The sequence below is a fragment of the Spirosoma spitsbergense DSM 19989 genome, assembly GCF_000374085.1.
In the GTDB taxonomy this organism is placed as follows: Bacteria; Bacteroidota; Bacteroidia; order Cytophagales; family Spirosomataceae; genus Spirosoma; species Spirosoma spitsbergense.
In genome coordinates this window covers 1-15,047 of the sequence record NZ_KB893564.1, presented here as the reverse complement: position 1 = coordinate 15,047, position 15,047 = coordinate 1, and the positions used below count along the sequence as shown (strand labels likewise).

Here is a 15,047-nt window from a genome sequence, read left to right as displayed (position 1 = left end):
AGTGCAATCTTGTATACTTCTTCTTTTTTCAATGGACTTATTTACCCTCATTACCTTACTTATTGTTGTTGCGGCTGTTTTTTCATACGTTAACACGCGCTTGCTTAAGTTACCCGATGCCATCGGCATCATGGTGTTGTCGCTCATCTTCTCGGTACTGATGCTTGGGCTGAACGCTATGTATCCGGCCAGGCTTATGGTGATTAAAGATGCTCTGGGACAGATTGATTTCGGGCGCGTATTGTTCGACGTTATGCTTAGCTTTCTGTTGTTTGCCGGGGCTTTTCATACCGACTCGGCCCGGTTGCGGGTCGAACGCCGGTCGGTTATGCTTTTTGCCTTCGTCGGGGTATTGCTCAGTACGGCTATGGTTGGTACGGGCCTGTATTTTATGGCTGGCTGGTTTGGTTTCGAACTGCCTCTGCCACTTTGCCTGCTGTTTGGCGCGTTGATTTCTCCTACTGACCCCATTGCCGTTCTGGGTATTCTGGCCAAGTTTAAGCTGCCCGAGAACGTCAAGCTCAATATTGTAGGCGAATCGCTGTTCAACGACGGCGTAGGCGTAGTGGTGTTTGCCTCTATCTACCGGATTGTAGTGAACGGGATCGACAGCGTTACCCCCAGCGAAATAGCCCTGCTCTTTCTGGAGGAGGCTGGTGGGGGAGTACTGTTCGGGCTGGCACTGGGCTATGGCCTGTTTTATCTGCTGCGCTCCATCAACCACTACCAGACGGAAGTAATCATAACCGTAGCGGGCGTAATGGGCGGCTATCTGCTGGCGCAGAAACTCCATATTTCCGGGCCACTGGCCATGGTCGTAACGGGCTTGTTTGTGGGTGGCTACGCCCGGCAGAGTGCCATGAGTCACACCACCGAAGAATACGTCGATAAGTTTTGGGAATTGCTCGACAGTATCCTGAATGCCCTGCTGTTCGTGTTGATTGGGCTGGAACTGCTGCTGATCGATATTCAGTACAACTACTGGATGATCTCGGTGGTGACGGTCGTGCTGGTCCTCATGTCCCGCTTTTTGGCTATCTGGATACCGTTTCGTCTCGCCCGGCGCTGGCTCGACCTGGACGATAAAGCACCCATCATGCTTACCTGGGGCGGATTACGGGGTGGCCTTTCCATCGCTATGGCGTTGTCCATCCCGGAAGCACTGCCCCACAAAGACCTGATTGTAACGATTACGTACGGCGTGGTTTTATTCTCCGTTATTGGCCAGGGCCTGACGATGGAACGACTCATTCGCCGACTTTACCCAACCGGCGCATAAAGGGAGAAATACGGTGGTTCCCGGTGCAGAATGGCTTAATCGGAATCAATTTCTATTTCTTCGGTAGGTTTTTTTTTCGTGACAGGTTGCGCCATGGCTTCGCGGACGAAGCTTTCTTTCAGGTGTTCATAAAATGATATTGGATCAACCAGGGAGGCTGCACCCTGAGCCATCAGGCCGCCCAGCAATAACTGAAAAATAGCCGAATGTCGATCCGTCATTTCCAGCACCAGAATAGCGGCTGTAAACGGAGAGCGGACAACACCGGTCAGGAAACTAACCATGCTAACGAGGATAACCAGATTCGTGTCGCTTGGCGTTACGTGGGCCAGCCGGGCCAGGCCATCACCAATAATGGCACCAGCGCTCAGCGAGGTAGCAAAGATACCCCCGGCCGCCCCACTGCTGTAACTCAGGGCCATTCCTGCAAACCGTACCGGAAAGAGATACCAGAATGTATTGTGCTCATTCTGGAAAAGCAACCGGTTTATAATGGGTTTGCCCGTTCCAATGGCATCGGCACCCACAAAATAGGCAAGTGCCGCCAATACCAGTCCGCAACCAGCAACCCAGGCTACTTTCTGTGTCAGGGTACGAAACCGACGACGATAGTTGTTTATCCACAATAAAGCCTTTGCAAACAGCGCCCCGGCAAAACCGCAAAACATAGCTGTAAAAACAACAATGCCCAGAAACCAGCCCGTTGATACCGTGACTTTAGGGAAACCCAGGTATAGATAAGGTCCCAGAATGGCCTGGGCAGTCATACCGGCAATGATAACGGCAGTAAAAACCGCCGTTCGGAAGCGGGTAATATGGGTTTGGGTAAGCTCCTCAACCACAAACACAATTCCACCCAATGGGGTGTTGAAGGCCGCAGCCAAACCAGCCGCTCCCCCCGTAACCAGCGCAATCTGCCGGGATAACTGGGGCCAGCCAGCCGGTTGCAGCCGATTGATAGCCCGGAAGATAGCCGCCGAAATCTGGATAGTTGGGCCTTCGCGGCCAATAACACCGCCACCCGCCAGCAGTACCACGCTACTCAATAGTTTTACAACCGCCACGCGCACACTGAGCAGGTAGGCCGTACGACCGTGCGTTACCGGGGTTGATAGTTCAATGCCCGCCATTACCTGCGGAATACCGCTGCCCCTAGCGGCCGGAGCCAGCCTGACAACCAGATACCAGGCCACTAAAAAGGCTACCGGGGTTATTACAAAGGCCAGGAGTGGCTGGGTACGCAACCAGGTGAAACTAAGTTGTTCGGCCCAACTGAATACCCGTTCATACCCCACAGCAACCAGGCCAGTTAGTATAGAAGCCACCCAGAAAGGTAAACTCTGAAGGATAACACGACGAACGCGCTCGGTGTACAGACGACGAATTACATGTTGATCGAGCCAGGCGAGTAGTTGTGCGTAACGGGAGGGGTTATTGGCCATTCATGAATAGAGTAGTTAGAGAAGTAACGTTCTATTTCGCTATCTGATTGAAAATTAGTTACATTCTAAGCAAATTTTAAGTTTTCTCTAAGTCCGCTGTTAGGGTTGATTAGTAGGTTTGCTTCATAAACTTACTAACCAACACACTATGAACTTATGGAAAACGTTGGACAAAATAACAAAGCAGTAACCTACGGCCTATCAGCCTTAGCGGCCTTGCTGCTGATCGGAGGAATCTATTTCTGGAACAAAAGTGGGAAACTGACCCGCCAGAATGACCTGATCGAACAGCAAGCTGATTCGCTACTATCGGTAAAGCTGCAACTAGAAGGCGATATCCGTGGCCTTAACAGCCAACTCGAAACCGCTTCCGATGAGAAGACCAGCCTGGATAAACGGGTAGAAGACCTAAATACTCAGTTGACAAATCGGGATAGAGCGATGACACAACTCCGCCAGAGTAATCTGGGACGGACCCGTACAATTCAGGGACTTAATCGGAACATCGCCACGATGACGACCAAACGGGATAGTCTGGAGAGTCAGATGGAGGCCGTTCAGAACAAAATCACCTGGTTGACCGATGCTAATACCAAACTAACCAGTCAGAACGATGAATTGTCCCCGCTGAAACAGCAGGTAGCAGACCTCAAGGCAGACCTGCAAACGAAAGTGCCCCGTACGGCACTGACGGGCGATGCATTTCGGGTCGAGACGGTAAAAAGTAATCAGAAAGAAACGGCCAAAGCCAAAAAGGTCAACACGTTAATGGTATCCCTCAGCGTTCCGGCCGAAATGGGTTTGACGGGCACGCAGGAAGTATACCTGAGCCTGACCGACGAACAGAACAATGGTATAATGCCTTCACAAAATACCAGCACGGTTACGCTGTCGGGCAAAAACGAAGTGGTGCCGGTAAACGCTACACAATCGGTGAACTTTGACAAGAATCCACAGCGTATTTCCTTCAACGTTAGCCCGGATAGTAACATCAAACCGGGTATTTACCGGGCGTCGGTTTATACGAAGAATGCGTACCTGGGTACTGCGGAGTTCCGGCTTCGTGACAGTTTCTGGTTCTTCTAATCAACCATTCATTCCCCATTCCCAACGGAATAAAAACAACCCCGTCAGCTACTGATGGGGTTGTTTTCTGTGCACTCAGACAAACTATCGAGGCTTATTCGGTTTGAGTCTGTCAGGCTTCGGCTGCTTCGGCTATAGGCACTGCTTTGGTGCTCCCCTCCGGCATTAGTTCTGCAACGGGTTCAACGGTGATAACCACAAATTTCGATGTTGGCGTATTGCTGACATCCGCAACGCTATGAATAGGGACCAACGGATTCATCTCGGGGAAGTAAGCGGCTGTGTCACCCTTAGGAATATTGTAGGGAATGGCAATGAACTTCTCCAGATGTCGCTTCTGTCCCGCAAAATGGCTGGTAATATTGACTAATTGCCGCTTCTGAATACCCCGCTCCTGCATATCCTGCCGATTCATGAAGATCACGCGTCGCTCGCCAAACACACCTCTGTACCGGTCGTTGTAATCGTAGATAGTCGTGTTGAACTGGTCGTGACTTCGTATGGACATCAGCACCAGTTGGTCGGGCGCCAGGTCATGTTTCTTCATCTCCGTCACGGTAAAATGGGCTTTTCCACTCTCGGTGGTAAACTTGCGCTCACGGGGACCGTTAGGTAGATAGAAACCTCCCGGCTTACGGATTTTTTCGTTGAACTTATCAAAACCGGGAATCACCCGCGACACATCATCCCGGATGTTGTCGTAATTTTCCACGTAACTGACCCAGTTGGTTGTTGTCCGCTCGCCCAGTGTAGAAATGGCAATGCCACAAATAATGGCTACTTCGCTCAGCATTTCCCCTTCCAGGGGCTCTATCATGCCTTTGTTGATGCTCACCACACCCATCGAGTTCTCGCAGGAAGTAAACTGCTGCCCCGAACGCTGCCTATCCGTATCGAGGTGGGTCAGGCAGGGTAGAATGAGGGCCGTTTTACCCGTAACAAGGTGACCCCGATTGATTTTGGTGCTGACGTAAATGGTCAGGGTCTGTTTCCGTATACCTTCGGCCACAAATTCAGTGTCGGGTCCGGCAGATAGTAAGTTGCCACCAAGACTCATGAATACCTTCGTTTTTCCGTCATGCATGGCTTTGATGGAGTTTACTGTATCAAAGCCGTGTTCGCGGGGTGGTTCAAAGCTGTATTCTTTTACAAGCGCATCCAGAAACTCCTTTTGCGGTTTCTCCCAAACGCCCATAGTACGGTCGCCCTGCACGTTGGAATGGCCACGCACGGGGCAGGTACCGGCCCCGGGTTTGCCAATGGCTCCCTTCATCAGGTGCATATTCACAATCTCTTTAATGGTGGCCACACCATTTTTCTGCTGGGTAATACCCATTGCCCAGCAGGTAATAATCTTTTGCTTCGGTGCAATGATGTTCGCTGCTTCGAGTAGTTGCTCCCGCGTTAACCCGCTAATGTGTTCAATATCCTCCCAACTGGTTTTGTTGAGTGAATCCAGAAAGTCATCATAATCGACCGTAAATTCCTGAATGAATTCCTTGTCAAGTATTTGTCCGGGGTTCCGTTCTTCGGCCTGCAACAGGTGCTTCATAATACCACGCAGCACAGCCATATCGCCGTTTACCCGAACTTGCAGGTGGACGTCTGCTATGGAGGTTCCTGGTCCTGCCAACGTGCTTACGGCTTTAATAGGATTCATGAAATCCTGCGGATTCTTGAATTTCCGGAAACTGGTTTCGGGCAGGGGGTTGATGGCAATGATTTTTGCTCCCTTACGCTTGGCTATCTGTAGGGCCGTGAGCATGCGCGGGGCATTGGTGGCTGGATTCTGTCCCATAATCAGGATCACTTCCGCTTCGTGCAGGTCGTTCAGCGTAACTGACCCCTTGCCCAGACCCAGTGTAGGACTCAGTGCCGAACCACTGCTTTCGTGGCACATATTTGAACAATCTGGCAGGTTATTCGTCCCAAACTGACGCGCAAAAAGCTGGTACAGATAAGCTGGTTCGTTAGGTACTTTCCCCGACGTATAAAAGATGGCTTCGTCGGGCGACTGGAGCGCGTTCAGCTCAGTAGCAATCAGGTGAAAAGCTTCGGGCCAGGAGATTTGGGTGTAGTGGGTTGCACCGGGGCGGAGCACCATTGGGTGCGTCAAACGACCGGCATTGTTTAGATCCCGGTCGGTCATGTGCGACAGGGCCACCACGCTATGCTTGGCAAAGAAGTCGGGATCGGCCCGTCGGGTATCCGCATCGGAAGCGGTGGCCTTGGCACCACTTTCGCAGAACTCCGCTATTGATCGCTCGCCATCCGGGTCGGGCCATGCGCAGGACGAACAGTCGTACCCATCTTTCTGGTTGAGTTTCAGCAGGGCCTGCGTTCCCCGTCCCACGCCTGCTTCGCCCCATGAAAACTCCATGGATTGCAGTACTGCCCTAACGCCAGCCGCCACCGTTACGGGTTCCTCCAGTTTGAGGCCCGTAAATTCTTCGGGCGGTTGCGCTAATACTGCGTTTCTACGCTTGGCTCCCACGTTATCGGGAGCAGGGTCAAGAGGCTGGTCCATATTTTCTTTATTGTCTTTGCCAACGGGTTCGTAATGATCGGTTGTCATGGCGGTGCCCTGGTTAGGGTGTTCACCACTTTTAGGTTCATTCTGGGCATGTTGCTCAGCCGGATTACCGGGCCTGCGTTCACTGTTTGGTGACTTCTCCATCGTATAAAATGACCGGGACGGTTCTATTCGTTAAACTGATAAGGCACTATTATACTCTAACAAATTATTAAGGGTATGGGTCAGCAAAAACTCGTTTTTTAATCCGCAAGTTACTATTCCCCGGCTCCGTTTGGCCGGGCATAATAGCAAAAACGGCGCAGGGTTTTATACCTGCGCCGTTTTTGCCAGAAAGAAAAGTTGTTAGATTCGGACGCTCGTACCATCGAAGAGCGGCACCGTCATTGAAAAGTTCTCGCCGTATTGCAATTTCTGCTCCTCCAGAATACCCAAAGCAATTTGCTCACCAAGTTTCAATGACTCGGCCTGATCGGACCAGTAGTGAACCCCGGCCCAGTTACGGGCGAAAGCAATGTTGCTCGCCAACTTGTTGAGTTCGTTTTCTACCGTCAACTTACCCTCTAGATCGGGAATTTTTACCAGATTTTTTCCCGCGGAATCGGCTTCGTAAGCATAGGGTAATATAAAACCTTCATCGAAAAACGCTTTCAGGATCGTTACGCAGGCACCAGCTACAGTAGCATGACCTGAGCCATATGACGGGTGCATAGGCGAACCTTCTACATAAGGCATTGGTAGCAAATAGGAATCACTACCTGCAGAAGTATCTGCTGATCGATCAGCTAGAATATTTTGAGTAGCATTATAGTCCTTCACCGCTTCCCAAACAGCCTTGGCTGGGGTAGGTGGTGTAGTGGTAAGATCTCCTTCAAAGATGGTTACCATCCTTTTTATTACATCCAGCGTTTTTTTGACAGAGGGTTTTTCGGGGGTTGTTATTCCATTATTAGTTGCATATAAATGTATCCAGCCTCCAACCACTTCGGGGCGTACCCGGCGGTGGACATTATATTTCTGAAACCGAACTGCTTTCAGCGCACGGGTAGCCACTTCAGATACTAAGTTTAGAATATGGGGAGGACCGAACTGAGCAAAACCGGTTTGTTTATCCGTACTGTCGGGTAGTTGAAATGGTAAGTCAGGGTCGAAGGGAGCATCCAGTCCCAGTAGGATCAGACAGGCGTTGAAATAAGCCTGGTGTAACGCATCATAGTGTACGTACGTACATAGGTCGCGTGGGGTAGAAATAAATCGGTAACCCTTTTCACGATTAACGTTATTGTCATTATTGATGGGTTCGTACACTTCCAGTTTTTTCAGGTTAGCCGCGTTCTGAACGTCAAGCCATTGCTCCCAAGTAGTCATATAATCCACTTTGGCTTTGGCAATGCGTACCCGTTGGTCAATGGTAGCCGATCCGTAAGCGATAAGCCCTTGATCTTCAGTAAAGGAATCAGCAGGATTCCCCAAATCATCGGTGCTTATGCCTAATGTTTTGTTTCCAACCAACAGAAATTGAGATACATAGGGGCCAATGTCATCGCCTTTTATGTTACCCCTGAAAATATCTGCATAAGTGAAAGGTAATGAGCCTGATTTCTGACGCTCCGGGTCCTCAACAGCTTTAAAGTAGCCTCTTTTTCGCGCTAATTCATACGAATGAAGTCCGTAGGTTTTGGTTCTGTCAAACCAAGGTAATGAGTTTAAATCATCAATGGCATGATGGATTTTAGTGTTGTTGGCGGCTATTGAACCCGGACCACCCTTAAACATTTTGAAGGGAATATCCCGGCAGAGGGCCATCCAGTAGAGTTCTATCATCTCGGCAACAAGTTCGTCGCTGTCGAGGGTAGGGGCGGGCGGAATGGTCAGGGCCTGGGCATCGGGACCTTCAAGGTCATACACCAGGCCCGCTCCCATGCTCTCCCAGCCACGTACGTCAGCCCCCGCACCTCCGTTGGCGTTGAGAGCAATTTGAGACTTCCAATCATTGCCAGGTTTCGCCGGTATTGCCGGATGAGGGGGCATTGCTGGCACTGCTGGAGTTGGCAAGACTCTTTCATTCAGTTTCAATGCCTGTATAGAAGCCAGATCCCCGGCATCGCAGGCACGGATGAAGTCCGAGTAGAAGCCTTTGTCCGGAAAAGCCATGAAACCGTTTTCATCGTGTTGGAAACCTTTGGTGAAGGCCGCTATGTAGGAGGGATAGTTCTTAATAGCTGGTTTAGTTGGGTCTATTGGTAAAATTGGTTCGTTGGCAATCCGATAACGGCTCTCCTCGCCGTTGGAGCGTTGGGGTGGGTGGGGGCGGTTGTAGGCGACGTCGGCAGCATGATAGCGAAACTCATGGGTGGATATTCTGCGGTTTTTCATGGATGTTTGGTTGACTGATTTAAGGAGGTGAAATAACTGTTCTGACTATCAGTAAATTACAAGACAAAGGAACGGGTTTAACAAGGGGCAGGAAACGGTATTTTTCCCCTATTTTGGGCGTAATATTACCTATTGTGTAGCGTTATGGCAGGGTGGCCTGGTATGCTTTTTACAGGGCCTGGTTATACTGCCCTCTGTCACTGAATTATTGATAGCAAGTTATTTTGGTATTTCTAAGCCAATTCTAAGCAGTCTTTAAGCCTGTTCTTAGGTCTTGGCTACTACTTGCCGTTACTTCCCCGGCGATGCGTTCTATCCTACAGGGGACGAAAACCATAACTAGCATGAAAACTAAACTTATCTTTTCTCTCCTGACGGGGTTAGCCGGAACGGCTTTGGCACAGGCCCCCACTCCCGATGCAACTACCCTCATGAGTATGGGGCGTGTGAACGAAGCCAAGTATTTGCTTAGCCGAAGTGCTCAGCAAAGTCCAACCGTACAAAGTTATTTCGATGCCGGGTACGGCTACCTGCGGGCTGGCCAGCCTGATTCGGCCCGTGTGTGGTTTGAGAAAGGAGTACCTCTGGATGGTAAGCGGGAGCCATTGAATGAAACCGGCATTGCTATCAGCTACCTCGTTGCCAATGATGTGGCCAACGCCGGTCCAAAGCTGGAAGAAGTCCTGAAGAAAAGTAAAAGCAAAAACGCCGATATCCTCTTCCGTATTGGTGAAGCGTACACGGGCTATCTGACACCGGGCGATGGTTCCATCAAACCGACCTATCCCAAAGCGGTAGATGCCACCAAAGCTATCGAATACCTGAACAAGGCAGCCGAACGGGATAAGAAAAACCCCGCCATCCAGTTGGCCCTGGGCGATGCCCATTACCTAAACAAAGATGCTGGTACGGCTGTAACGCGCTACGAAAATGCTATCGAACTGGGTATGGATGCCTCCCGGGTCGACCAGCGTATTGGCGATATTTACTGGCAGGGACGTAACCTGAATCTGGCTGTCGATTATTACAAGAAAGCCATTGAAGCGAATCCGAACTATTCACCGGCCTATAACCAGCTTGCTGAGTTGTATTTCCTGGTAAACCGGTATAAGGAAGCCGCGACCTATGAAGATCAATACGTAACAGTATCTAACGACCGGCGGCAGGAAACACTGCTTCGGCAGGCGCAGTTTCACTTCCTGGCCAAAGACTATGACCGGGCTGTAAGCTTGATTGACAGTAACCGGACAGCATTGGCGCAAAATCCCATTGTATACCGGATTGAAGGATGGGCCAATTCGTCGCTGAAAAAGCCACAAAAGGCTATCGACAACCTGACGACTTTCATTGAGAAAGCACCCGAAAAGGTGATCCCGGATGATTACAAATACCTGGGTCAGGCGTATATGGGCATTGAAAGTAACGCCGGTAGCGATTCACTTAATGCCATCAACAAGGCTGTCAACGATTCCATTGGGGTAACGTATCTGGAAAAAGCAGCACCTTTTGATACGACTGACAATCTATATAGCGACATTGCCCGGTACTACTACCGGACAAAGAAACACCCTCAGGCAGTAGCTGCGCTGGATTCGGCGGCTAAACACGGCTTCAAGGCTGATGTGCAGGATTTGTTTCGATATGGAATGAGTAATTATACACTGGGCTTCAAGCGCGATACGGCCAATAAACTGATTCGCGATACAGTACGCTTTGCTATGGCGGATTCCGCCCTGGCACTGGCCCAGAAAATATCACCCGATTATGCGCCCACCGTCCTGTACCGGGCCAAGGCCAACTACTACGCCTATGATCCTGAAGCAGCCGTGCGCAACGGGAATGCAAGACCCTACTTCGAGCAGTTTATTAGCATGGTAGCCGATAAACCAGACGATGTTAAGCGGTATAGCAGAGACCTTATTCTGGCATTTAAGTACCTGATTTCTTACGAGGAACTAGTTACCAAGAATCAGGCAGCTCGTGAAGAGTGGCTGAAAAAAGGATTGGCATTGTTTCCCAACAATAAAGATCTGGCCAAAATTGCGGAACCTGACGAGGACACTGCCCCGCAATAATCGTTTTTTGGTTATTGAACGACATAAAACCGCTACTGGAGTACGAATCTCTGGTAGCGGTTTTGTGTTTTGGGAGAGGCCCCAAAATAAGTTAAAGCAAGTTGATCAACTCGGCAACGACCCGGCTATCGGCATGGACCGACTTAGCAAAGGGCAGGTGTCCTTTAGGCACCATCAGGTATAGTTGACCGCCCCGGGCCGATGCCAGTTGACCCAAAAGCTTCAGTTTCGATGTGAGGTGGTTGACATCATCTGTCTTGAGAATTACTTCGAAATAAGACTTCTGTTCAAACTGCTGACCCGTTACGTCCGGAACAAACGCTTCTCCATCCTGCTGCCGCCCGTAGGAAATTGGCGTTTCAAAGCCATCGGTGTTGGCTTTTATGTCGTTAAAGCCACGCGATTTGGCCCAGGCAGCCACTCGTAGGATATAGTCTTGTTTACTCGGCATTGGTAACGTGGTTTAAGCAATGAATGCAAAAAAATAAAAACGAATGGCTTATGCCTTACTCATTTTGGCCATACTGCCAGGCAATCCGGGTCGTCTGCTCATTCAAAGCAGATTCGGGTCGTATCGCGAGCACCGGTACGCGGGAGTTATAAATGATCTGCTGCGTAAAAGGCCCCATAAAATAATTTTCAGTCGTTATGTTCAGACTGGCCGTAATAATCAGTAGATTAGTATTCAACTCATCTACTTTTTCCAGAACGGTCTCAGCCATTGAATCAGTTTGACAAAATATCGCCTGATTCCTGATGTCATCCTGAGTTAGCTTTTCCGTCAATACAGCAACCTCATCCGTCAACTGGTACATGCTAATTACCTCATCAGGAGCACAGAGCGCCAATATGGTTACCTCTGTCTGGTCATTCTGAATAATCTTCCGGGTGAACGCATATTTGTCCAGCGTGCCTGGAACTGGGCGCACCGGAAACAGAATTCGCTCAAAGGTAATCCATTTCTGGTGGACTGGAACTGTCAACACCGGGCACGAAACGGTTTTTATGATCTGATAGGCATCGGCTCCTGATCGAAACGTCTCCGCATCGGTCCCGTTCTGGGTGCCGATCACGATTAGATCGGCATTGATGCGGCTGGCCATACTCACTACTTCTTCCGGGATCTTACCAGGGCAAAAACTGGCCGAACAACGCACGTGATGTTCCTGAGCGGTTACCGTTGCCAGCATCTGAATCATATCGGTTCCCTCCTGAATCAGATGTTCCTGCGATAAATCAGGCAATTGACCATTGTCAGCCGCGGGCCTGACTGTGGCTGGATTGAGTACATAAATCAGGTGGATTTCGGTTTGCTGCTGCTGACTTAAGTTCACTGCAACGGCGAGGGCATTGAGTGAGTGTTCCGTAAAATCCACCGGAACGAGTATGGTACCAAGAGGCTGAACGTCCATGTAATTTTTGATAGCGGGCAGTGTATACGGTCGGACGGGTTAGTTGACGAATGTAGGCAATTAATTTTAAATGACCTTATTGGCTCGTCGAATTCATGTACGAGCCACCAACTGTACCGTATGACTGAATAAAAAAAATAAAGGCGTGATTTCGGGTAAGCTACTGCCCGATAATCACGCCCTGACTTAGCTGAATGATAGTTTCTGTGACCTGAAGGCGGAGACCTGAGCTACCTGATTACCGAATCACTTGGCCGCTATGACTGGCTCCGGTACCAGTTTCGTTAGTACCCATTGCCCAACGTGCTCGCCCTGGTGGGTGCCTTCTTCAACGCCATCACGGTAATGAATACCGCCGTATACCCGGCTGATGGACGCTTCCTGATACGCAGCCTCAATGGATGAAAAATGACGTACGCCGTGACCATACGGCTGCTCTGTTGAGTCCGTAAAGGCTACGTTCGGGCCAACCAGACGAGCAATGACCCGACCCGCAGCGGCCGAAATATCGCTATGACCACTCACGTATTCCGGGAAAGCTGGTGTTTCCAGGAAGGGTCGCCAGGTAGGGTCCAGGTTATTATTTATTACGGTTTCGGGACGAATACGAACGCTGGTGTATTTCTCATCCCAGCAGGTAATAAAGGCATCGTACATAGCAATGGAGGTAAGTGAATACAACTGCGCACTTTGAATCATGCTGAACTTCTGTTGCCGGGCCAGGGTCGTGGCAATGGCCAGCCAGTGGCCAGGGGGTGTCATCTTTTTGCTGGCAAACATAACGTGTCCCGATACATTGGTCACAAAGGCGTTATCATCCCAGAAGTACGCGATTGCCTGTTCCTCTTTGTCCTGCCGTTTACCCATGTCATACACCTCCCGCGTCAGTTTCCAGAACTTACTTTTCGGATTCAGATCGTAGGTGGCCGGAGGGGGGCAGCGGAACTGCCGGGCCGAGTCCAGCGTAAACAGACGCACCGTATTCCATTGGGGTTCGCAGGCATCGGCATAGGATGGTGGGGTGGGTACCCAGGTACCCGGCTTGTTGGTAACACTATAGCGGAAACCGCGCGTTTCCTTGTAGTGGTCCTTGCCGGCATAGGCCAGTACATGTTTGGCTACTGCTTCGCCATACTGCACGGAGCGGTCATACACATCGTTGGGAATGTTGAGAGCCTTTAATTTTGGCGCCATCTCCTGATCGAATTTATCCCATAAATCCTCCGAAAACGTCAGTGCCCGGGAAACGGTCAGGAAGGCTTTCAAACTGGCCAGCGGAAAGCAGTAGGCTTCATTCGGCTGGGGTTTTGGGGCGGGTGTTGAGCCATTTAATTTACCCAGCAACGAGGGGTAACCAGCATAACCGGGGCGCAGCGCTTCGTACGTGGCCAGATATGTATAGCCATAAATACGGCTGGCAACGGGTGGTTTGAAAATATCGTGAATAATAATGTTGGTCAACCGTTGGGAACAGTCGTTGAGCAACTGCGGATTGGCAGCACGCGTATTGTACTGATCGGGCGTAGCATTGGGCTGACAGGCGCCCAGGCCAATCAGCAGTAGGGGGAGTATTAAAAGAATACGTTTCATGCGTAAGTAGCCTATAGTTAGTTGAGGGGTTGCGGTAGTGCAACCCAAACAGATTCGCAGGCAGATGCAACAGTTTATAAAAACTGATTGATTGGGCCTGGCAGAAAATCAGCAGAAAACAGGCTGGCTTCGGGGTGGGGGGGAGGGGTAATCGAGGTCGGTATCATAAACCGATAACGGTACGCTGACGTAGCGAACGCAGGACTGGACCAGCAAGTGGTCGGGCTGCGACAGATGGAACACTAACGGGGGGAGGTAGGTCGTTAACCGATCTTTCAGGAGTTTGATTAAGCGGCTCAGGGGTGACTGGGTGGCTTCCTGGTCGTTGTTGAGTTGCTGAAGTTGATCGGCCAGATCAAAGAAACGCTCTCTGGCCGACTGGTTGGTTTTGAGTAGCGTGTATAGCGTGTCGTTCGCATAATGTTGCCGAACGATGTTGTAAAAATCGTTTCCATCCTGGATCAGGCCGTCCTGTCCATCGGTATTTTCCCAGGTAGTGGTGTAGGGTAAAGAAATGGGCAGTTTGACTATTTTCCATTGATCTGCCAGCGAAACCGGTGTAGCTGACTCGTATGATTGCTCGAAAGTGAGTACCGCGAGTGGCAACCCGATCAGGTGATAGAGTAATAGAATTAAGAAACCGATGGCGGCAAACGACTTCACTCAGGAAGGAGGATGGTTCAGGCAAAGATACGAATTTATAACGATTTCATTGGTGCATATAACTAAAATAGGGGTAGGTATGGGTATCAGGGTAGGATTACTCATTAAGAGCTATCTTAAGCAACTTCGATGGTAATCGTACATTTTAACTAGTCGGAATAATTGTCATATATATGTATGTAAAGTATTGAATTTTAGGTAGTTGAAAAGTGATTGATTCTTTTTTTTTGTTAATATAATAAATAATTTTACTCGAAAATCATCTTTCGATTAATCAAAATGACTTTTTACTTAACTATAATCATAAGTATGTGTGTACTCTACCCTGCTATTTTTATGGCCTGATAATGAGTTAATTGAAGAACAATCCACCGAAATAGCTTTTTGATCGTCCGTAGTAAATCGGGACAAGGTTGAACTTGATGCCGGCACATCTGCCGAAGTTGATTAAGGCCGTGACGACTAAAGCTATTGGCTTTATAACCATGCTTCTTTACTTTGATAGATTGTACTTTTTTGTGAAAATAAAGCCCGAAACTGACGCATAAACTGTAGGAAAGACTCACTAAGGCTACTAGTTTTTTTAGTTTC

10 protein-coding genes are annotated in these 15,047 nt (G+C 49.6%); 3 read left to right on the top strand and 7 right to left on the bottom strand.

Annotated elements, in window-relative coordinates:
* Nucleotides 1-31: 31 nt before the first annotated feature.
* The gene (locus tag B157_RS0121695; protein ID WP_020605412.1) at nucleotides 32-1,279 is read left to right on the top strand and encodes a cation:proton antiporter; all 1,248 of its coding nucleotides are present in this window, start codon (nucleotides 32-34) and stop codon (nucleotides 1,277-1,279) included.
* A gap of 35 nt (nucleotides 1,280-1,314) precedes the next feature.
* On the opposite strand, the gene B157_RS0121690 is transcribed toward B157_RS0121695, so the two are convergent.
* Entirely contained in the window at nucleotides 1,315-2,721 is a 1,407-nt protein-coding gene (locus B157_RS0121690) for a chloride channel protein (protein WP_020605411.1), read from the bottom strand.
* 156 nt (nucleotides 2,722-2,877) lie between these two features.
* On the opposite strand from B157_RS0121690, the gene B157_RS0121685 reads away from it, so the two are divergent.
* The gene (locus B157_RS0121685; RefSeq protein WP_020605410.1) at nucleotides 2,878-3,807 is read left to right on the top strand and encodes a hypothetical protein; all 930 of its coding nucleotides are present in this window, start codon (nucleotides 2,878-2,880) and stop codon (nucleotides 3,805-3,807) included.
* Nucleotides 3,808-3,919: 112 nt separating this feature from the next.
* Here B157_RS0121685 and B157_RS0121680 read toward each other — a convergent pair whose 3' ends face one another.
* Both B157_RS0121680 and B157_RS0121675 read right to left on the bottom strand, forming a co-directional pair.
* Nucleotides 3,920-6,484, bottom strand: a complete 2,565-nt coding sequence (locus B157_RS0121680; protein WP_020605409.1) for an FdhF/YdeP family oxidoreductase — start codon at nucleotides 6,482-6,484, stop codon at nucleotides 3,920-3,922.
* Nucleotides 6,485-6,685: 201 nt separating this feature from the next.
* Nucleotides 6,686-8,716 (bottom strand): vanadium-dependent haloperoxidase, encoded by a 2,031-nt coding sequence (locus B157_RS0121675; RefSeq protein WP_020605408.1) that lies wholly within the window; start codon nucleotides 8,714-8,716, stop codon nucleotides 6,686-6,688.
* A 344-nt stretch (nucleotides 8,717-9,060) separates the two neighbouring features.
* Here B157_RS0121675 and B157_RS0121670 point away from each other — a divergent pair, with 344 nt between their 5' ends.
* Complete coding sequence (locus tag B157_RS0121670; protein WP_020605407.1) at nucleotides 9,061-10,791, top strand: tetratricopeptide repeat protein; 1,731 nt, start codon at nucleotides 9,061-9,063, stop codon at nucleotides 10,789-10,791.
* A 91-nt stretch (nucleotides 10,792-10,882) separates the two neighbouring features.
* Here the strand turns inward: B157_RS0121670 and B157_RS0121665 are convergent, their stop codons facing one another.
* The 4 genes from B157_RS0121665 to B157_RS0121650 form a co-directional block, all read right to left on the bottom strand.
* Nucleotides 10,883-11,242: a hypothetical protein gene (locus tag B157_RS0121665; protein ID WP_020605406.1), complete on the bottom strand. Its 360-nt coding sequence runs from the start codon at nucleotides 11,240-11,242 to the stop codon at nucleotides 10,883-10,885.
* Between the two features lie 55 nt (nucleotides 11,243-11,297).
* On the bottom strand, nucleotides 11,298-12,203 hold the full coding sequence (locus B157_RS0121660; RefSeq protein WP_020605405.1) for a universal stress protein: 906 nt from the start codon (nucleotides 12,201-12,203) through the stop codon (nucleotides 11,298-11,300).
* 246 nt (nucleotides 12,204-12,449) lie between these two features.
* Nucleotides 12,450-13,793 carry a vanadium-dependent haloperoxidase gene (locus B157_RS0121655; RefSeq protein ID WP_020605404.1) on the bottom strand — a complete coding sequence of 448 codons (1,344 nt, stop codon included), beginning with the start codon at nucleotides 13,791-13,793 and terminating at the stop codon, nucleotides 12,450-12,452.
* Nucleotides 13,794-13,901: 108 nt separating this feature from the next.
* The gene (locus B157_RS0121650; RefSeq protein WP_020605403.1) at nucleotides 13,902-14,456 is read right to left on the bottom strand and encodes a hypothetical protein; all 555 of its coding nucleotides are present in this window, start codon (nucleotides 14,454-14,456) and stop codon (nucleotides 13,902-13,904) included.
* Between the last annotated feature and the right edge of the window lie 591 nt (nucleotides 14,457-15,047).

Bases quoted from the DNA above. Each gene is read 5' to 3' on its own strand.
- B157_RS0121670 (WP_020605407.1), top strand. From the start codon at position 9,061: ATGAAAACTAAACTTATCTTTTCTCTCCTGACGGGGTTAGCCGGAACG.
- B157_RS0121685 (WP_020605410.1), top strand. From the start codon at position 2,878: ATGGAAAACGTTGGACAAAATAACAAAGCAGTAACCTACGGCCTATCA.
- B157_RS0121680 (WP_020605409.1), bottom strand. From the start codon at position 6,484: ATGGAGAAGTCACCAAACAGTGAACGCAGGCCCGGTAATCCGGCTGAG.
- B157_RS0121690 (WP_020605411.1), bottom strand. From the start codon at position 2,721: ATGGCCAATAACCCCTCCCGTTACGCACAACTACTCGCCTGGCTCGAT.
- B157_RS0121655 (WP_020605404.1), bottom strand. From the start codon at position 13,793: ATGAAACGTATTCTTTTAATACTCCCCCTACTGCTGATTGGCCTGGGC.
- B157_RS0121675 (WP_020605408.1), bottom strand. From the start codon at position 8,716: ATGAAAAACCGCAGAATATCCACCCATGAGTTTCGCTATCATGCTGCC.
- B157_RS0121665 (WP_020605406.1), bottom strand. From the start codon at position 11,242: ATGCCGAGTAAACAAGACTATATCCTACGAGTGGCTGCCTGGGCCAAA.
- B157_RS0121695 (WP_020605412.1), top strand. From the start codon at position 32: ATGGACTTATTTACCCTCATTACCTTACTTATTGTTGTTGCGGCTGTT.
- B157_RS0121660 (WP_020605405.1), bottom strand. From the start codon at position 12,203: ATGGACGTTCAGCCTCTTGGTACCATACTCGTTCCGGTGGATTTTACG.